Consider the following 19,259-nt stretch of genomic DNA (forward strand, 5'->3'; position numbering starts at 1 on the left):
GGGCTCCTTGTCCAACCGGTTCATCCCCGAAACCGGCACAGTCTTGATTTCGCGCGGAACCTATGTCTTTTGCATGGCGGTTGCAACACTGTTTATAACGAGTCCAATAAGTCTTTGATCTTGCGGGCTCACTTTTGGAATCAATCATGGCATCTTCGTCAAATCTCGTCCTTATTCCGGCCCGCATGGCCTCCACCCGCCTGCCGGGCAAGGTTTTGGCCGAAATCGGCGGTCTGCCGATGGTCGTGCAGGTGGCGAAACGCGCCGCCGAGGCCGATATCGGGCGCGTCGTTGTCGCAACCGACAGCGCGGAAGTGGAAGAGGCTGTCAAAAACGCCGGTTTTGACGTGATCATGACCCGTTCCGACCATGCATCCGGCTCCGATCGCATATTCGAGGCATTGCAAGCGATTGATCCGGAAGGAGAAATTGACGTTGTTGTCAATATCCAGGGCGATTTGCCGACCATTGAGCCGGATGTCATCCGGGCAGCGCTCCTGCCGCTGGAAACCCCGGAAGTTGATATCGCCACACTTGCGGTCGCCATAACCGACGACGAGGAAAAAACCAATCCGAATGTCACGAAGGTGGTTGGCTCTCCCATGCGTCAGAACCGGCTGCGCGCACTCTATTTCACCCGCGCCACGGCGCCCTATGGCGACGGGCCGCTCTACCACCATATCGGTTTATATGCCTATCGCCGCGACGCTTTGTCTCGCTTTGTCCGCCTTGAACCTTCAACGCTGGAAAAGCGGGAATCATTGGAGCAGCTGCGGGCTCTTGAGGCCGGCATGCGCATAGATGTGGCCGTCGTTGACTCGGTTCCGCTCGGTGTCGATACTCCCGCCGATTTGGAGCGGGCGCGTCAGATGCTCGCCGAATGATTTTGAAGATGATTGCAACACAACCCCACGACAATGGATCCTGACATGGCTGAAACAAAGAAAAAGATCGCTTTCCAGGGCGAAATCGGCGCCAACTCCGACATGGCCTGCCGCGACATGTTTCCGCACATGGATCCGATGCCCTGCCGCACTTTCGAGGACGCGTTCAACGCCATTGAAAGCGGTGAGGCGGAACTGGGAATGATCCCGATCGAAAACACCATTGCCGGGCGTGTTGCCGACATTCACTACCTGCTGCCGGAATCGAATCTGCACATTGTCGGCGAATATTTCATGCCGATCCATTTCCAGCTTATGGTTATACCGGGCACGGCAGAAAGCGACATCAAATCCGTGCACAGCCACATTCATGCCCTTGGCCAGTGCCGCAATATCGTGCGCAAAAATGGCTGGCAGCCGGTCGTTGCGGGCGATACGGCGGGTGCCGCCCGTCTTGTCGCAGACACCAGGGACCCGACGATGGCGGCTTTCGCGCCGCGCCTTGCAGCCGAACTCTACGGTCTTGAAATCCTGCGGGAAGATGTCGAGGACACTGACTCGAACGTAACCCGGTTCGTGGTGCTTTCGCGCGACCACACGCTGGCCGAACGCGACAATCCCGACGATCTCATCGTCACCACTTTCGTTTTTAATGTGCGCAACATGCCGGCAGCGCTCTACAAAGCGATGGGCGGCTTTGCAACAAACGGCGTCAACATGACGAAGCTCGAAAGCTATCAGCTTGAGGGCAAATTCACGGCAACGCAGTTTTATGCCGATATCGAGGGCCACCCCAACGATCCAGGCGTTGCGCTGGCGCTTGAGGAGCTGCAGTTCTTCTCCACCAAGGTGCGCCTGCTGGGCACCTACAAGGCGCACCCCTTCCGCACTGAACAGGCGCGCGGGTAGCGTGCCGCGGTGTCAGGCAGTGTAGAAGCGCTGAGGCAATAGCAGGGCTTTACCGAAGATACATCGGTATGCCTTCCACCCGGGCAATTTTCGGGCGGTACTGGTCGATGTCGTAAAGCCCGTCGACATCGACGCGGTGCTCTCCCTTGGTGCTGATATCGGCAGGCTGGGTTATATAGCAGCCGTCGCGAATGGCGGTCATCAGGCCGCTTTTGCCTTCCTCGATCAGTTGCACGCACATCGTTCCGAAATTTTTCCCGACGATGAGATCCACAGCATCCGGCCCGCCGGACCGCAACAGATATCCGAGATTCTGGATCATGATATTGGTGCCGGTTATCTGCTTCAAACCTACGGCAACCCGCTCGCCGATTCCTCCCAGTTTCTTGTGACCATAGGCGTCTTCCTCGCCACGCTCGATAATGTCCTCATCGATGATGCGCGCGCCTTCGGAAATCACCGAAACGGTGTAGTTGGACGATTTGCGCGCTCGGTCCTCCGTCAGGAGCTCGGCCAGGCGGTTGAGATCGAATGGCACTTCGGCAATCAGCGTGCGGTCGGCATCGGCAAGATAACCGCCCGCAAGTGCCGTCAGTCCGCAATTGCGCCCGAACATTTCAACAATCATATTGCGTTCGTGGCTGCCGGCCGAGGTTCGCAGCTGGTTGATCATATCAACCGACCGTGTCACGCAGGTGGAAAAGCCGATGCAGTAGTCGGTCCCGAACACGTCATTGTCCATCGTTTTGGGGATGCACATTGTTTTCATGCCTTCGCTGTGCACCCGTGCGGCATAGGAAAGCGTGTCGTCGCCGCCAATGGCGATCAGCACGTCGATCTGCATGGCTTCCAGGACCTTGAGCACGTGATCGGTGATGTCCACCTTGCCGTGTGCATCCGGCTTGCGGTCTGAAGAAACGAAATCGGGAATCTCGTCCGGTTTCATGCGCGACGGATTGGTGCGCGACGTGTGAATGAATGTCCCGCCCGTCCGGTCGACGGCGCGCACCAGGTCCGGCGTCAGCGCGAAATGCGAGTCTGGTGTTGTCGCCGGATCGCCGGCATCGGTATTGACCGGGCCTGCCCAGCCGCGGCGGAATGCGGTTACGCGCCAATCCGACCGGTAGGCTTCATTGACCACCGCCTTGATTGCTGCGTTCAGGCCGGGCACATCCCCGCCGCCGGTTAAAATCCCTAAATGCACACCGAACTCCTCTCGTATAAAAACGCGTTGCAGTTCCTATCCGCGATTACAGAAATATACACAAAGCCGAAGACTGGTCACACAATCCAGACTTGATTTTGTGCGTCTTAAAGCGTCGTCCGCGACCTGAGCGCCGCCGTCAGCGTGCCCTCGTCGAGATAATCGAGCTCGCCGCCCACCGGCACGCCGTGGGCGAGGCGGGTGATGGAGATATCCAGCCCGTCGAGCTGGTCGGTGATGTAGTGGGCGGTCGTCTGGCCTTCCACGGTGGCGTTGACGGCAATGATGATTTCCTTTGTACCATCGGCCGACACCCGCTCCACCAGCGATTTGATGTTCAGATCGTCCGGTCCGATGCCGTCGAGCGGCGACAGCGTTCCGCCGAGAACGTGATAGAGGCAGTTCATCGCCGAGGCACGTTCCAGCGCCCATAAATCGGCGACATCCTCGACGACAATGATGACGGAGTTGTCACGCCGCGCATCGGTGCAGATGGTGCAGGGATCTCTTGTGTCGACATTGCCGCAGGTCGTGCACACCTTGACACTGTCGCGCGCCACCGCCATGGCTTCCGCCAGCGGCTCCAGAACCTGCTCCTTTTTCTTGATCAGGTGCAGCGCTGCCCGGCGCGCCGAACGGGGCCCCAACCCCGGAACACGGGCCAGGAGCTGGATGAGTTTTTCGATTTCCGGTCCGGCAACACTTTTCGACATGGACCCTATTTAGCGCGATTCGTGCCGAATGGCAGGCCTTTGCTGCACCCGGGCCCGCAAAAGCGTTTGCATCGGCAGTTGCAATTATGTGCAACGACTTTATGTGTGATGGGCAAACGGCAAGGCGCGGAGGCCAGGAAACCGGCATGGCACAAAATCTGAAGGTAGCGGTCCAGATGGATCACGTCTCGACCATCCAGATCGAAGGCGATTCGACCTTTGCCATGTGTCTGGAGGCGCAGCAGCGCGGCCATCAGCTTTTTCACTATACCCCCTCACAGCTTTCACTGCGCGACGGCATTGTCACGGCCCGCATCGAGCCGATGACCCTGCAGGACAAGATCGGCGATCATTATACGCTCGGACCGCGCGAGCGCATCGACCTTTCCGAAATGGATGTGGTGCTTTTGCGCCAGGATCCGCCCTTTGACATGTCCTATATCACCTCGACGCATCTGCTTGAGCGCATCCACCCGAAAACACTGGTGGTCAACGATCCGGCCTGGGTGCGCAATTCACCCGAAAAGATATTCGTCACCGAATTTCCCGATCTCATGCCCGAGACGCTGATTACCAGCGATCCGGACGAAATTGCCGCGTTCCGCCGCGACATGGGCGACATCATCATCAAGCCGCTTTACGGCAATGGCGGCGCCGGTGTCTTCCATCTGCGCGAGGACGACCGCAACCTGTCGTCGCTGCTGGAAATGTTCGAGCATCTCTACCGCGAGCCGCTGATAGCCCAGCGCTACCTGCCGGCCGTGCGCGAGGGTGACAAGCGCATCATATTGGTAGACGGCGAGCCCGCCGGCGCCATCAACCGGATACCGGCGGAAACGGACGCCCGATCCAACATGCATGTCGGCGGCCGCGCCGAACCGATCGAACTGACGGATCGCGAGCGCGAAATCTGCGCCCGTATCGGCCCGTCGCTTCGCGAACGCGGGTTTCTGCTGGTCGGCATCGATGTGATCGGCGGTGTCATGACCGAAATCAACGTGACGTCGCCGACGGGCATTCGCGAGGTCCGAAAATTCGGCGGCGAAGATATCGCCGCCCTTTTGTGGGATGCGATCGAGGCCAGGAAGGCCGACGTGTGAGAAGTGTTGCGGGCCGCATTGCACGGCCCGCCATATGACAGGAAATCCCGATCAGTCCTCGACCGGCGCAAATTTCGCCCGGAAGAACCGCAGATATTCCGGCTCATACGTGAACGTCAGTCCGCGAATCTCGCCAGCCTTCATCATGACGCGGCCTATGCTCTCGGCAACCACATCCATATGTGCCTGTGTATAGACACGGCGCGGCAGGGTCAGGCGCACCAGTTCGAGCTTTGGCATGAAGTTCTCGCCGGTATCCTTGTTGCGCCCGGCCGAGACAGCGCCGCGTTCCATGACCCGTACGCCCGCGTCCACATAAAGGGCCGCTGCCAGCGCCTGTGCCGGAAACCGGTCCTGCGGGATATGCGGAAGGATCGCCCTCGCATCGAGAAAGATCGCGTGCCCGCCGATCGGATTGACGATCGGCACATCCATGGCCTTGAGCTTGTTGCCGAGATATTCAACCTGCCCGACGCGGGCCTTGATGTGGTCGTCCTGCACGCTTTCGGTAATGCCGACGGCCAGCGCCTCCATGTCGCGCCCGGCCATGCCGCCATAGGTGTGCAGCCCCTCATAGACCACCACCAGGTTACAGGCCTTCTCGTAGAAATCCGCATCGTTCATCGCCAGGAACCCGCCAATATTAACCAGCGCGTCCTTTTTCGAGGACATCGTGGCGGCATCGGTCAGGGAGCACAGCTCATGAATGATCTCGCGGATGGATTTGTCGGCATAACCGTCTTCCCGGCACTGGATGAAATAGGCGTTTTCGGCAACCCGGGTCATGTCATGGACAAGCCGAACGCCGTGCTTGTCGCACCAGGCGCGCAGGGCCCGCAGATTTGCCATCGAGATGGGCTGGCCCCCGGCCATGTTCACACACGTCGCGATGCAGACATAAGGGATCTTTTCGGCCCCGACCTCTGCCACCAGCGCGTCCAGCTTGGCAAGATCCACATTGCCCTTGAACGGGTGGAACGAGGCAGGATCATGGGCTTCGTCGATGATCACATCGACAAAATTGGCCCCGGCCAGTTCCTGGTGCAGGCGGGTGGTTGTGAAATACATGTTGCCCGGCACATAGTCTCCGTCCGAGATCAGGATCTGAGACAGGATATTTTCCGCGCCGCGCCCCTGATGCGTCGGGACCGTGTACTTGTAGGAATAATATGCCTCGACGGTATCGCGCATCCGGTAGAAATTTGCGCTGCCGGCATAGGCTTCATCGCCCAGCAGCATGCCCGCCCACTGACGGTCGGACATCGCGCCACAGCCCGAATCGGTCAAAAGGTCGATATAGACATCCTCGGATTTCAGCAAAAAGGTGTTGTAGCCGGCCTCGGCAATCGCGGCCCGCCGCTCGGCCTCGCTGGTCATCTTCAGCGGCTCGACCATCTTGATCTTGTAAGGCTCGGCCCAGCTTCTGACAGAAGTGTTCATTGATTTGGCTCCTTGTTCAAACGACACATAAGTGGGTTTTCACGTGGAGCCTTGAGGATGCGCCACGGAAACCCGTGGCATTTCATCCCTCCTGCCCGCAAAGCAATGTGCGGAGTGAGTGGCCGGGATCGACCTTATCGCTTATTCGGAATGACGCAACCCTTCATTCCCGACAGGTAAATATGCCGCAGGCAGTAACAGGATAATCCGCCTCGCGAATGCGGTTTGCGCCTGGTGATAAGCACTCCATCCTCCCGCAAGGTCCGTGAAGTATTCATCTATTGCCCGCGATTCGAATTGCGCGGGCAACAAAAGATCAACCGGAATGACCGAAGTGCCGACAGACCTCCAAAACATGCCCTGTGAAGCAAACCGGAATATGACCGCAGTCTACTAGGACAAACCGACCGTAATGCTTACAAACGCATCCATTCTCATCACCGGCGGCACAGGATCCTTTGGCCACGCCTTCATTCCGCTGACTCTGGCGAAATACAAACCCAAGCGCCTTGTCATTTTTTCCCGGGATGAGATGAAGCAGTGGGAGATGGCAAAGCAGTTCAGGGATGACAACCGGGTCCGTTTCTTCATTGGTGATGTTCGCGACAAGGAACGTTTGGCGCGCGCGCTGAATGGCATCGACTATGTCGTCCATGCGGCTGCAACGAAAATCGTGCCGACCGCGGAATACAACCCCTTTGAGTGCGTCAAGACCAACGTCAACGGTGCGATGAACGTCATAGACACTTGCATCGATGCGGGTGTCAAACGCGTCATTGCTCTTTCGACCGACAAGGCAAGCAGTCCGGCTAATCTTTATGGCGCTACAAAGCTGGCATCGGACAAGCTCTTCATAGCCGGCAACTCCTATAGCGGTGCCGCCGACACGCGGTTTGCGGTTGTGCGCTACGGCAATGTCATGGGATCGCGCGGTTCGGTGATTCCATTTTTCATGTCATTGAAAAACAAAGGTGTTTTGCCGATTACGGATGCCAGAATGACGCGTTTCATGATCACCCTCGAACAGGGGGTCGAACTGGTGTGGACGGCCTTTGACGACACTATCGGCGGCGAGATCTACGTGAAGAAAATTCCGTCAATGGGCATTATGGATATTGCCAAATCGGTCGCCCCGGATGCCGAGACGGATATCATAGGCATCAGGCCGGGTGAAAAACTGCATGAGCAGATGATTGGTGTTGAGGACGCGCTGCATACCTACGAATACGAGGACTATTTCAAGATCCTGCCGGCGATCCACAACTGGTCGGAAGACCCCGTCAGAATTGGCGACGGGAGAAAGGTCCCTCCGGATTTTGTGTACAGTTCGGACAAAAACACCGACTGGATGTCACCGGAAGAGCTGGAACTATGGATAGAAAAAAACCGTCAAAAAATGCTGTAGGGCGGCCAGAATGATACCCTACGGCCGACAGGATATTTCCGAAGCTGACGTCGCGGCCGTTGTTGAAGTCTTGAAATCAGACTTCCTGACACAGGGTCCGGCCGTCGAATTGTTCGAAAGAGCTGTCGCGGATTATTGCGGCGCCGACAGAGCCGTTTCCGCCAGCAGTGCAACCGCGGCCCTGCATTTGGCCTGTCTTGCACTGGGCGTCGGCCCTGGAGACCTGGTATGGACGAGCCCGATAAGTTTTGTCGCCAGCGCCAATTGCGCGCTGTACTGCGGCGCAGAGGTCGATTTTGTAGACATCGATCCCCACACCTACACGATGAGCATTGAGGCCCTGTCGGATAAGCTCGAAAGAGCGGCGAGGCAGGACCGGCTGCCCAAGGTTGTCATACCGGTTCATCTTTGCGGCCAGTCATGCCGTATGGATGAAATAAAACGTCTCGCCGATGCTTACGGATTTTCCATTGTGGAAGATGCGTCTCATGCCATCGGCGGATCGTATAAAGGCGGCGCCATTGGAAGCTGCCGGTTCAGCGACATCACGGTGTTCAGCTTTCATCCGGTGAAGATTGTCACGACCGGCGAAGGCGGTATCGCCCTGACCAACAAGCCGGAACTCAGTGACAAGATGGCGCTTTTACGTTCGCATGGCGTGACGCGCGATCCCGCGCTCATGCACGGTCCGGCCGACGGCCCATGGTACTATCAGCAGGTGGCGCTGGGGTTCAATTACCGCCTCACGGACATTCAGGCCGCATTGGGCAACAGCCAGCTTCAGCGGGTTGACGGGTTTGTTCGGCGGCGCACGGAACTTGCAGACCGCTATACAAGGTCATTGAAGGAACTTCCCCTGACCCTGCCGTGGCAGCATCCCGACACGTCGTCCGCCTGGCATCTTTATGTCATACGGCTGAAACCGGATCAGATTTCGTTGAGCCGGGGTGAGGTATTCGGGCGGCTGAGATCGTCGGATATCGGCGTTAATTTGCACTACATCCCAATTCACACCCAGCCATACTACCTGAATTTGGGGTTCAAACGTGGCGATTTCCCCGAGGCTGAACGCTACTATGAGGGGGCGATAACGATCCCTCTGTTTTCCGGGATGAGCGATGCGCAACAGGACAAGATAATTCAATGCCTCGAGCAGACACTGATCCCATGAATATTGCTGTAATACCGGCGCGTGGCGGTTCGAAACGGATTCCGCGCAAGAATGTAAAACAGTTCCTCGGCAGACCGATCATATCCTGGGTTCTGGACGCTGCACACAATTGCGGGTGTTTCGATGCCGTGATCGTTTCAACGGACGATGAGGAAATTGCGTCGGTGGCAAGGGAGTATGGCGCAGAGACGCCCTTTGTCCGCCCGCCGGAACTTTCCGATGGCCGTGTTGGTATCGTGCCTGTCGTTGCGCATGCCGCCGATTGGTATGCCCGCCATCGAACGAGGCCCGACTATGTTTGTTGCTTGTTCGCTACCGCTCCTTTTCTGGAGCCGTCGGACCTTACGTCCAGCCTTGAGAAACTGATCGACCGCCAAATGGACTATGCGTTTTCCGTCACGGAATTTCCGTTTCCCATCCAAAGGGCTTTGCGCATCAACGATGACGATGAAGTTGCAATGTTTTCGCCGGAACATCAAAATACGCGCTCGCAGGATCTGGAAGATGCCTATCACGATGCGGGTCAGTTTTACTGGGGGCGACATGAAGCCTGGACAGCCCAGAAGCCGCTGTTTTCAAACGCATCGCTGGCAGTCAGGCTTCCCCGAATTCGTGCGCAGGACATCGATACGCCACAAGACTGGGAAATGGCCGAAAGGCTGTTTCATGCACTCCGAAGTGGGCCGGCATGATGAAGGGTCGACGCGTCAGGAAGAGAACGGTTGTCATGGAAACCGGTTTTGAATGGGCCGTTTCAGGTTTAATCGGAATAGGCGCATGCTGACTATTTCCATTCTCTGCAGCTCATCCGATCACCCAATAATGCCATTCCTGGATAATTGGATAAAAGGCAAATCCAAGGATCATCAAATAAACCTGTGTCATAGCAAGAAGGATCTGACGGGTGGCGATATCCTTTTTCTCGTCTCCTGTTCGGAAATTGTCGGTGCGAATATGAGGGCCGCATATCGGGCGACTCTCGTGTTGCATGCGAGCGACCTTCCAGTCGGTCGGGGCTGGAGCCCTCATATCTGGTCGATTTTGGAGGGAGCAGGGCAAATAACGGTAACGCTTCTGGAGGCCGAAGATGAGGTGGATACCGGCCGGATCTGGCAACAGGTGGATTTTCCTGTTGCCGAACACATGCTTTGGGATGAGATAAATGCGGCCCTCTTTGAGGCGGAACTTCAACTGATGGATTTTGCCGTAGCGGAGCTGGACACGATTTCCCCATGGCCTCAGCCCGAAAACGTTGTACCCACCTACCGCCAGCGCCGAACGGCTAAAGACAGCAGTATTGATCCCAATGGCACTATCGCTGATCAATTCAACAAGATCCGTATCTGTGACCCGGCCCGTTACCCCGCATTTTTCGAACTCCACGGTCACCGCTACAAACTCTCGCTGGAAAAGATGGATGACCCGGAGAATTAGCATAAATAGCAGGGTGATCGGCGAAGGTACCGAACCCTTCATTATTGCGGAGATGTCTGCAAATCATAACGGAAAAATAGAAAACGCATTCAGAATTATCGACCTTGCTCAGAGCGCAGGCGCAGACGCGGTCAAAATGCAGACCTATCGCCCCGATACGATCACGCTTGCTGCAGACAGTGAAGACTTTAGGATCGGTGATGGGCTCTGGGCCGGGCGCACTTTGTATGAGCTATATGAATGGGCGCACACCCCGTGGGAATGGCATGATGAGCTGTTCGCCTATGCTCGGCAGAAAGAGATAACGCTCTTCAGCACACCGTTCGACAAAACTGCGGTTGATTTGCTCGAGGAGCTTGATGCGCCAGCCTACAAGATTGCCTCATTTGAAGCCGTCGATCTCGCGCTCATCAGATATGTTGCTTCGACAGGCAAGCCGATGATTATTTCAACCGGCATGGCCGATGATGATGAGATCGGGGAAGCGATTGCAGCCGCCCGCGAGGGAGGATGCCGGCAACTGGCGGTACTGCACTGCATCAGCGGCTACCCGGCTCCTCCCGGTGACTACAATCTGAGGACTATTCCGGACATGATCGATCGGTTTGGTCTGGTTACCGGTCTGTCGGACCACACGCTGAACAACACCACGGCGATCGCAAGTGTTGCGCTCGGAGCGTCCATTATTGAAAAACACTTCACACTAGACCGTAATGGTGGTGGACCAGACGACAGCTTCTCTCTGGAAGTCGACCAGCTGGCGGCTTTGTGTGAAGAATGCAAGACAGCCTGGTCCGCCCTCGGGAGCGTCAACTACGGTAGAAAGTCGAGCGAAATCGGCAATGTGAAATTCCGCCGCTCGCTGTATTTCGTCACCGACTTAAAAGCGGGAGACACAATAACAAAAGATCATGTGCGCAGCGTAAGGCCGGGGTATGGTCTGGCGCCGAAGCATATTGATGAAGTGATAGGTCAGCAGGTCAATCATGATGTTGCAGCAAACAGTCCGGTGTCGTGGGATATATTGAAGGCCCATTAATTCAGATAACCGGTCAAATCCGGAAATTAGTCAACTCGGATATCGGATTTAGCCATGATCCACCTGGAAGAAATTGTCCCAACCGATGACCAAATCCAAACTCTTTACGAGTTGCTGGTTTCACGAAAACACGGCATCAGCCACAAGCATATACCCGTCTTTGCCGAGCACATCGCCTTTGTGCGGGACCATCCCTACCGCGCCTGGCTGCTTGTGCGTGAATCTGAAACCTGTTTGGGTTCCGTCTACGTTCACAAGGACAACACGATTGGCGTCAATATAGACGAAGAACGTGTGGTGGATTGTTTTGAGGAGGTCCTCAACAAAGTTCTCAAATCCTACCAGCCGTTGCCCCCGGTAAAGTCAGTAAGAAATGCGCATTTTATGATCAACGCGGCGCCGACCAATCGGGCACTGATTTCGGCATTGGAAAATAGCGGGTTCAGTGTCGCTCAAGTGACATATGTTGTTGGGTCACATGAATGAGTGACACGACAACGCGAACAACGGCGCCCCGCCTCCAATTCCCGGATATAAAGCAGAAGCCAGGATATTACTTCTCCAGCAAGAACCAGGTTATGTCGTCTTGTGGTGCCCAATTGTCCCGCTTGTAGACAAATCCGTAATCGACCAGGCGCATATTGAACGCCTCCATAATCTCACCGGCGAAATCTCTTTTGAACAACCGATCGCTGTGCCCTCTGTAACTGATGGAAACCGGCGACGGATTGTAATATTCTGCGACGAGAACATAACGATCGCTTTTATTATACAAATTATTGTAAACAATATTCAGGTGTTCCGGATTAATATGTATCAGTACACCCGCGGTAAAAGTTAGGTCGAATACTTTGTCTGTATCTATTTCCTCCAAAATAGATCCCCGCAACACTTCGACACCGCCGATTTTTTCCGCCTCCGAAGCAGCCTGATCGTTTATCTCGATGCCGCACAATTCCAATTTAGGGGACAGGCGTTTAAGAGCTTCGAGGTTCAGGCCGGCATTGCATCCGAACTCCATAATACTCGCGATATTATTCGCGCTTCGCAGCATTTTTCCCCAGAGCGCGATTTTGGAGTTCAAGAGCTGGTCGGAATTGTTCCTGCCAATGTAGTTATCGCCAAAATCACCTGCCCAGAACATTTCCTGGTCTGTCTTGAATTTTTTTGCCATTCGCAGCGCCCGATCATTTGATGCGATTCGTGCGCAAATATACCGGTCCTTTGCGCCCTCACAAATCCCTGAGGTTGAGCTCGTCCGGGTCGCCGCAGCCGTGGCCTCCATGGATCATGGCTCAGCGCGATCGTCATTCAGCCACGGGCAAGCTTCATCCACTAACTGTAAAGATGATCACTGAATTGGGACAATTGGCTTTTCAGGTCCAAAGGAAGGCTTCCACCTGCGATCCGCCGCCGCTCACGACACACGAGCAACCTGACAGGCTTAGCGAACGATGAACAAACTCGCCCACAAACCCATCAGCACAAAGGCACCCCCGCCAAAATTGCTGAAAAAGATCCACTCGCTGCAGAAACGCGGCAAATTTCGCGAAAGCCGGCCGCTTTGTGACAGGCTGGAAGCCCAGGGTTATCTCAGTCCCGACCTTCTGCATTTCCATGGGCTGGCGCTGCGTGCCTGCGGCGATCTGGACGGTGCACTCGTCAAGATCTATGCGGCGACCGAGCAAAAACCGGGTGACGCTTTGATGTTGAACTCACTCGGTGTCGTTCTGCTCCAGATGAATGAGCTTGAAGCGGCAATCGAATACTTCAAGCGCGCAACAAAAGTCGACCGCGAGCTATACGATCCCTGGAAAAATCTTGGTATCGCGCTCAGAAAGGCGGAGCGCTATCAGGCGGCCCAATTGGCGTTCACCAGCGCTCACCACCTCGATCCGTCTCAGCCGGAACCGGTATTGAATATCGTCTATATGTTGATCGACAACCGCCACTACCGGCAAGCCGAAGAATTGATGGACAGGCTGCTTTCCGCCAGCAGTGAAATCACACCAAGCCTTCAACTCAAGCGGCTGCACATTGCCGCGCGTCTCGAGGATTTCGACTATATCACGGAGCATCGTGATACGATCGACCGGTCGGGCCTCAACGTCGACGAACAAGCCGAAATTGATAATATTTGGGCCTTTTATCTTCAGGTTCACGGCCACTACGACGAAGCAATCGAAATCCTCGAAGAATGGGTAAATAGAGAATCGTCCCACCAGGAGCATTGCGTCACGCAGCTTGGTCTGTGCTATGCCGAAGCCGGGCAGATCGGCGAAGGTATCGAATATCACAAAGCGCTGCTTCGAAGTAACCCCGATCACATTGCCGGCCGTTACAATCTCGGCATGCTTCAGATGAAAAACGGTGACGTCGCTGAGAGCTACAAGAATTACGAGGCGCGCTGGCAACGGCGCGAATTCCCGTCTAAGCGTCGCGTGTTCGATGCACCGCGCTGGCAGGGCGAGGCTGTCAAGGGAAAGAAGCTGCTTGTATGGCGTGAGCAGGGGATCGGTGACGAGGTGCGTTTCGCGTCCGTTATTCCCGATCTTGAAGAGCTTGGCTGTTCGGTGACTTTCGAATGTTCACCGAAACTGTCGCCGTTGTGGGAGCGGTCGTTTCCCTGGGCAACGATAGATCACGAAGGGGAAACCGACTGCCGAAGCGAAGAAGCCTACGCGGATTTCGACTACCAGATCCCGGTAGGCTCGCTCGGTGCGATCTTTCGGCCGTCCGTCGATGACTTTCATGAAAAACAGGCACCCTGGATCCGGCGATACCACGAAGCGGAAAACAGGGTGCGTGCCCAGCTTGCGGTCAAACCGGACGAAACCCTGGTCGGCGTATGCTGGCGTTCGTCGAACCAGGCCACCTCGCGTGACCGGTATCTGCTTGGCAGCGAGCAGCTGGAGCCGCTCAAGACCCTGCCGAAAGCCAGATGGCTCAACGTGCAATATAGCTGCGATCAGGACGAGGTCGAAAATATTCGAAACCTCGGGCTTCCTCTTCATCATTATGCGAACCTGGATCAGAAGGACGATCTCGTCGCTGCCTGCAGCCTGATCGGCGCATGTGATATCGTCATATCCGTGGGTGTGTCGGTTGCAGACCTTGCGGCCGGCCTGGGCGTCCCGGTCGTTCGGATCAGCAGTGAAATCTCGGAAATATATCTTGGGACCGATCATGTTCCCTGGTTCCCGACCTGCATGTCCCTTCGGATGCAGCCGAACGGCGGAGACGATGCCATCGCCGATATCGTGGATCGATGGCCCGCCATCATCGATTGGGCGAAGAATACCGCGACATCTGAAAGAGAATCGCCTTCTGAATTGCCGGCCGGATCGGAAGACGCCCCCATTTCCGGCCTCGATCACGAGTACCACGTTCCGTCTGCCTGATCACATGCAGGAAAGTCAAAAGGCGGCCGTTGAGAGCCGCCTTCTTTGATGAGCATTTTTGATATCAGGTGCCTATTGCACGATCGTCGGAACCGTTTCCCGGACTGGCCGGCGTTCGGGCAGGTCGAACTCTTCCTCCGGCGCGCCTGGTGTCGCAAAGGAAAAGCTCTTGCTCAGCTGAATGCCAACCGTGTGCGATATGGTGCCCGCCTCGTCCACATGGGCATAGCCAAGTGTCAGATCGACTTCGTTTTCAAATACATAGCCACCTGAAGCCTGGAACAGTCTGGTGGTTTGCGAGCCGTCGGCGGCAAGATCGATCTGGCGGATAGTTCCGGCAAGTTCGCCATGCCAGGAGTCCTTTTCGAAGGAAAGACCGGCCGTGTAATAGGTCGCATCGTCGAGCGTGCCGCCGGCATTGTTGAAATAGGCGATTTCGCCGATAACGCCGACCGTTGCGCCATTGTCGAGATCGGTGCTGTGCGTCAGGCCGAATACATAGCCGGTCTGATCGGCGACGTCGCCGACGCCTGCGGACAGATAGGTGAAGCCGAGATTGTAGCTGAGGCCGGGAACTGAGGAGATTTCCTCGCCGTCCAGCGTGATCGAGAAATTGTCGAGCGTACCGGTGTTCGCAGGGCCGCCATCGGCAGTGCTGACGCGGCCGCGATTGGTAAAGAGCGATTCCGACATGAAGGTTGTGTCGACAAAGAACGCATTTGCGCTGAGCGTATGTGTGCCGTTGTCACCGGCGTCGAACGGATAGGCAACGCCGAAGCCGATCATTTCGCTGATTTCGTAGTCTTCCGCCAGATCCGTACCGAAGAGACCGGGCGTCTCGTCCCAGGCCTTGCCGAATGTCGGCGCGAATTTGCCGGCGACGAAAGTCGCACCCATCAGCTCGGCCTGAATATTGACCGTATCGATGTAAAGGCCGATATCCTTGAAATAATTGTCAGCGTCGGGATCGGCGACCTGCTCCATCGTCAGTCCGAAATTGATCGAGAAGACCGGTGTCAGGCCGATGATGGCGGCAAGCTCCACCGTCGGATAAAGGCTGTTGAACTCGGCGTCCGGATCGCTCGAACTGAAGACATTGTCGTTTTCGAGCTCAAACAGGATTTCACCCGAAACGTACGGCGTGAAATCGTCCGCCGCCGCCGGAGCGAGCGTCAGCGTTGCAGCAAGTGCAAAAAACGAAACGCCGGCCAGCGCATTGCCGATTGATGAAATATGCGCAGGTCCCCATGCACGCGCTCCTGAACGAAACATCCGCCTCTCCATTGCCGAAAACTGGCCGGCTCCGATGGCGCGGCCATAAATTTGATTTAAATACTCAAGAATAGAACTGGATTCGTGCGAATCCACGCCCGCAATTGGCTTGCGTGTTTAATTCGGCAGCCGGATCATGTCAAAGAAAAAAGTGAAATTTATTCAATGAAAACATAGATTTATAATAATTAGAAACTACCGGAAATCAACCGCCGTGGGTAAGCCAGCCGTGGATCAGATGGTGCGCAATGGCGCCCGGAGGCGGGGATGAAAGGTCCTCCGCGCCCGTCTGCCGGCTCAAAAGCTGCGCGGCTTCGGCCCGGCTGAACCAGCGGCAATCCTCGATCTCGCGCTGGTCGATGGATATCCTGGTCGATACCGCTTCGCCATAGCATCCGATCATCAATGTATGCGGCATCGGCCAGGGCTGGCTGGCGTGATAACGCACCCGGCCAATACGAATGCCCGATTCTTCCCAGGTTTCCCTGCGCACCGCATCCTCGATGGTTTCACCCGGCTCCAGGAAGCCGGCGAGGCACGAATACATGCCTGGCGGGAAATGCGGACTGCGGCCCAGAAGGCAGCGGTCGTTTTCATTGTCGACGGCCAGCATGATGACCACCGGATCGGTTCGCGGAAACAACATGTGCCCGCAAGTCGGACATTCCCTGCGGTAACCGCCGGCTTTTGACCTCGTTTCGCCGCCGCAGCGACCGCAATGGTGGTGGGACCGTGCCCAGGCGATAAGGCTTGCACCCTGTGCCATCTGCCCAAGTTCGTCGTCCTTGATGAGACCCTGAATATAAATCGAACGGTGGTCGATGGCTTTGACCGATTCAGGCAATTCCTCGGGATTCAGCCGGACATGGGCAGCGATGCGCGGTGCTTCGCCCTCGGCAAATCCGAGAAGCACGGCGTTTTCAAGGTCCGGTTGGAAATGATGCAATTCCTCGAGGCTGTGCAAGGCATCGAATCCATCATCTGCCTTCCTCAAAAAAGCCCGTCCGTCGCCAAACGCAAATATGCGCGCCAGTGGCGATGCCAGCGCCTCGGCAAGGCAATCGTCGCCACGGTGCTCGGATCTGCGGTCCAGGCGGTTTCCCGCAAAGGCCACACGGCTGCTCGGCTCATTGCTGTCGCCGGAGGCATCGAAAAATGTCACTTGTGCGGGTTCCTATAGTTCCTTGATGATCGCTGATATCAGCTCGTTGGCGCCATTGGTATCATAAGGTTCGGCATTTCCAACCCCCCATACCGGACCCGGCCAGCCGATATCACCCGGGTTGCGGGCCACCACATGCACATGAAGCTGGCGAACCTGGTTGCCCAGAGCGCCGATATTTATTTTCGAACAGTCGGTGACCCTTTTCAGCGCGCGGGCGGTTTCACCGGCCTCAAAGGTCAAAAGCGTCTGATCGAGTGGCGTGAGGTGATAGATTTCCTCAGCTTCGGCACGTTGCGGGATAAGCAGTAACCACGGCCAGCGCCGATCATTCATCAACCGAAGCTGGCACAGGCCCAATATGGATACAAGACGGCTGTCAGCCTCCAACCGCTCATTCAGTCTGAATCCGCACATGCCCGTCATCCAGTCCAATATATCGTGAAGACTAACAGGTTTTTTGCCGATTGGCTTCTTTTCCGTTGCCGGCGTTACGGCGGCGCGTGCCGAACGCGGTTACGGATTTTGACATGATGACGCGCCTTATACGCACCGTATTGACGTTCCGTCCGGTTGGGACCAGTTTGACCGGACCCTGTTCAAAATGCCGAATCGTAAGGACACGACAATGGAGATCTCCGGAAAGTTTGACGTCAAACTCGAGCCTTTGGACGCAGCCACCGAGGGGCGTGACGGAATTGCAATGGGTCGCATGGCGATAGACAAATCCTATCACGGGGGCCTTGAGGCGAGGTCAAGGGGCGAAATGCTGACCGTGATGACCGAAGTCAAGGGTTCGGCCGGCTATGTCGCTGTCGAGCAGGTGAGCGGCACGCTGTCGGGCAGGAAAGGGAGCTTTGTGCTGCAGCACTACGGAACAATGAAAGGCGGCGGCGAGTTCCTGATGCTGGCGGTCGTTCCCGATTCAGCGACCGGAGAACTTGTCGGGCTTTCGGGAAAAATGGTCATCCACATCGACGAGGGCCAGCATTTCTACGAATTCGACTACAATCTGCCGGACTGATCGAGCACGTTCCCTGCCGCTATATCCACTGCAAAGGCAAACTGCCGTGTGGCGATGGCGTCGAGGAACCGGCCGCGTCGCCCGCCGGGGTCCGGCCCCCATTTCGAAAAGACATGTATGGGCCTGAAAAGATTAAGCAGGGCCGCAAGTCTGAGGTCATGCAGGGCCTCATCCAGCGGGTAGCCGCCGACGCCTTCGCTGACCAGCGCCCCGTGCCAGGCGGCAAAGGCGTCCATGTGGTGTCGCAACCGCTCTTTCGGCGGTTCGCTGCCGCCAAGCAGCCGTGCAACGTCAAGCGCACCGATAGACCGGGTGGTGAGCTGCCAGTCTATGACCACGACCCTATCGGGATCGCCTCTATCGCCGAAAAATAGATTGTCGGCGCGGTAGTCGCCGTGGCAAAGCGTGCGCGGCCGCTGTCCAACGGCTTCCAGGAGAGCACCAGTTGCCGGTCCCAGCCTCCGTCCGAGGTCTACGGCCTCCGGTCCGATGCGCAAACCATACACATCCTCGAACCCGGCCCAGGCATCGCCATAGGATTGCGTGATCGCATAGTCATCGATCGGCACCCAGCCGAGGTTTGCGGCTTCCGTCCTGTTCCAGAAATGGGCATGTAGACGGGCGATCTGCAGGGCGGCTGAGACTGTTTCGCGGTCGCTCAGCCCGTCGATCTGATCACGGATATGGAGGTTGCCGAGGTCTTCGAGAACAAGCACTGCACGGTGCCCGGCAGATTTCCCGTAGTGGAACCGTGGCACGCGTACCAGCGACCGCGCGGCAACTTCGCGATAAAACCGGATTTCCCGCTCAAACCCGCGCAGTTCCTCGAGCCTTTGGCGAATTGCCGGGTTTTCGGGCATGAGCTTGACCACGACCGATGCAGGTTCATCGCCACGCGGATCGTCATATGTAAGGCGGCATCGCACCATCGAACTCAGTGTTCCGACATCGGCGCCGAAGGGTTGCGTTTCGACGTTTTGGACGCGGCAGGATATCGCGCCGCTGCCGAACAGGGCCACTGTCAGCCAGTCGGCGGTAATCTCCTCAGCTATGTCCGGGATCGCAGCCATGTATCCGGTCCCCGATAAGATCCATTATCAG

The 19,259-nt window shown here is 56.5% G+C and carries 19 protein-coding genes; 11 read left to right on the forward strand and 8 right to left on the reverse strand.

Features of this window, described 5'->3' with window-relative positions:
- Nucleotides 1-146 precede the first annotated feature (146 nt).
- On the forward strand, nt 147-884 hold the full coding sequence (locus ABVT35_RS21530) for a 3-deoxy-manno-octulosonate cytidylyltransferase (protein WP_368469222.1): 738 nt from the start codon (nt 147-149) through the stop codon (nt 882-884).
- A 45-nt stretch (nt 885-929) separates the two neighbouring features.
- Nucleotides 930-1,793, forward strand: a complete 864-nt coding sequence (locus ABVT35_RS21535; protein WP_368469223.1) for a prephenate dehydratase — start codon at nt 930-932, stop codon at nt 1,791-1,793.
- A 49-nt stretch (nt 1,794-1,842) separates the two neighbouring features.
- Here the strand turns inward: ABVT35_RS21535 and ABVT35_RS21540 are convergent, their stop codons facing one another.
- A complete protein-coding gene (locus ABVT35_RS21540; RefSeq protein ID WP_368469225.1) occupies nt 1,843-2,997 on the reverse strand; it encodes a 6-phosphofructokinase in 1,155 nt (384 codons plus the stop codon).
- 107 nt (nt 2,998-3,104) lie between these two features.
- Nucleotides 3,105-3,710 carry a recombination mediator RecR gene (recR, locus tag ABVT35_RS21545; protein WP_368469227.1) on the reverse strand — a complete coding sequence of 202 codons (606 nt, stop codon included), beginning with the start codon at nt 3,708-3,710 and terminating at the stop codon, nt 3,105-3,107.
- A 146-nt stretch (nt 3,711-3,856) separates the two neighbouring features.
- Between recR and gshB the strand changes: the two genes are divergently transcribed.
- Nucleotides 3,857-4,810, forward strand: a complete 954-nt coding sequence (gene gshB, locus ABVT35_RS21550; protein ID WP_368469229.1) for a glutathione synthase — start codon at nt 3,857-3,859, stop codon at nt 4,808-4,810.
- A 51-nt stretch (nt 4,811-4,861) separates the two neighbouring features.
- Here gshB and ABVT35_RS21555 read toward each other — a convergent pair whose 3' ends face one another.
- Nucleotides 4,862-6,250, reverse strand: a complete 1,389-nt coding sequence (locus ABVT35_RS21555; RefSeq protein WP_368469230.1) for a tyrosine phenol-lyase — start codon at nt 6,248-6,250, stop codon at nt 4,862-4,864.
- Nucleotides 6,251-6,662: 412 nt separating this feature from the next.
- Between ABVT35_RS21555 and pseB the strand changes: the two genes are divergently transcribed.
- The 6 genes from pseB to ABVT35_RS21585 all read left to right on the forward strand — a co-directional run bounded on the left by pseB (nt 6,663) and on the right by ABVT35_RS21585 (nt 11,785).
- Nucleotides 6,663-7,655: a UDP-N-acetylglucosamine 4,6-dehydratase (inverting) gene (pseB, locus tag ABVT35_RS21560; protein ID WP_368469231.1), complete on the forward strand. Its 993-nt coding sequence runs from the start codon at nt 6,663-6,665 to the stop codon at nt 7,653-7,655.
- A 10-nt stretch (nt 7,656-7,665) separates the two neighbouring features.
- Entirely contained in the window at nt 7,666-8,826 is a 1,161-nt protein-coding gene (gene pseC, locus ABVT35_RS21565; protein WP_368469232.1) for a UDP-4-amino-4,6-dideoxy-N-acetyl-beta-L-altrosamine transaminase, read from the forward strand.
- A complete protein-coding gene (gene pseF, locus ABVT35_RS21570) occupies nt 8,823-9,518 on the forward strand; it encodes a pseudaminic acid cytidylyltransferase (RefSeq protein ID WP_368469234.1) in 696 nt (231 codons plus the stop codon). Before pseC ends, pseF begins: the two co-directional genes overlap by 4 nt.
- A gap of 85 nt (nt 9,519-9,603) precedes the next feature.
- Nucleotides 9,604-10,260 (forward strand): formyltransferase family protein, encoded by a 657-nt coding sequence (locus ABVT35_RS21575; RefSeq protein ID WP_368469236.1) that lies wholly within the window; start codon nt 9,604-9,606, stop codon nt 10,258-10,260.
- On the forward strand, nt 10,244-11,299 hold the full coding sequence (gene pseI / locus ABVT35_RS21580) for a pseudaminic acid synthase (protein WP_368469238.1): 1,056 nt from the start codon (nt 10,244-10,246) through the stop codon (nt 11,297-11,299). Before ABVT35_RS21575 ends, pseI begins: the two co-directional genes overlap by 17 nt.
- Before the next feature lie 54 nt (nt 11,300-11,353).
- Nucleotides 11,354-11,785 carry a hypothetical protein gene (locus ABVT35_RS21585; protein ID WP_368469240.1) on the forward strand — a complete coding sequence of 144 codons (432 nt, stop codon included), beginning with the start codon at nt 11,354-11,356 and terminating at the stop codon, nt 11,783-11,785.
- A gap of 67 nt (nt 11,786-11,852) precedes the next feature.
- Here ABVT35_RS21585 and ABVT35_RS21590 read toward each other — a convergent pair whose 3' ends face one another.
- Nucleotides 11,853-12,473: a pseudaminic acid biosynthesis-associated methylase gene (locus ABVT35_RS21590; protein ID WP_368469241.1), complete on the reverse strand. Its 621-nt coding sequence runs from the start codon at nt 12,471-12,473 to the stop codon at nt 11,853-11,855.
- Between the two features lie 280 nt (nt 12,474-12,753).
- On the opposite strand from ABVT35_RS21590, the gene ABVT35_RS21595 reads away from it, so the two are divergent.
- Nucleotides 12,754-14,700: a tetratricopeptide repeat protein gene (locus ABVT35_RS21595; protein WP_368469242.1), complete on the forward strand. Its 1,947-nt coding sequence runs from the start codon at nt 12,754-12,756 to the stop codon at nt 14,698-14,700.
- Between the two features lie 72 nt (nt 14,701-14,772).
- On the opposite strand, the gene ABVT35_RS21600 is transcribed toward ABVT35_RS21595, so the two are convergent.
- From ABVT35_RS21600 to ABVT35_RS21610, 3 genes are all read right to left on the reverse strand, one after another.
- Nucleotides 14,773-15,972 (reverse strand): hypothetical protein, encoded by a 1,200-nt coding sequence (locus tag ABVT35_RS21600; RefSeq protein WP_368469243.1) that lies wholly within the window; start codon nt 15,970-15,972, stop codon nt 14,773-14,775.
- A gap of 205 nt (nt 15,973-16,177) precedes the next feature.
- Nucleotides 16,178-17,134, reverse strand: coding sequence for an NAD(+) diphosphatase (gene nudC / locus ABVT35_RS21605; RefSeq protein ID WP_368469245.1), 957 nt, complete (start codon nt 17,132-17,134; stop codon nt 16,178-16,180).
- Between the two features lie 12 nt (nt 17,135-17,146).
- Entirely contained in the window at nt 17,147-17,551 is a 405-nt protein-coding gene (locus ABVT35_RS21610; protein ID WP_368469247.1) for an HIT family protein, read from the reverse strand.
- 187 nt (nt 17,552-17,738) lie between these two features.
- On the opposite strand from ABVT35_RS21610, the gene ABVT35_RS21615 reads away from it, so the two are divergent.
- A complete protein-coding gene (locus tag ABVT35_RS21615) occupies nt 17,739-18,158 on the forward strand; it encodes a DUF3224 domain-containing protein (RefSeq protein WP_368469248.1) in 420 nt (139 codons plus the stop codon).
- On the opposite strand, the gene ABVT35_RS21620 is transcribed toward ABVT35_RS21615, so the two are convergent.
- On the reverse strand, nt 18,140-19,228 hold the full coding sequence (locus ABVT35_RS21620) for a phosphotransferase (protein WP_368469249.1): 1,089 nt from the start codon (nt 19,226-19,228) through the stop codon (nt 18,140-18,142). The genes ABVT35_RS21615 and ABVT35_RS21620 overlap by 19 nt on opposite strands.
- Nucleotides 19,229-19,259: the final 31 nt, after the last annotated feature.

Origin of the sequence: Hoeflea sp. TYP-13 (genome assembly GCF_040932035.1) — a bacterium.
Classification (GTDB): Bacteria; Pseudomonadota; Alphaproteobacteria; order Rhizobiales; family Rhizobiaceae; genus Hoeflea_A.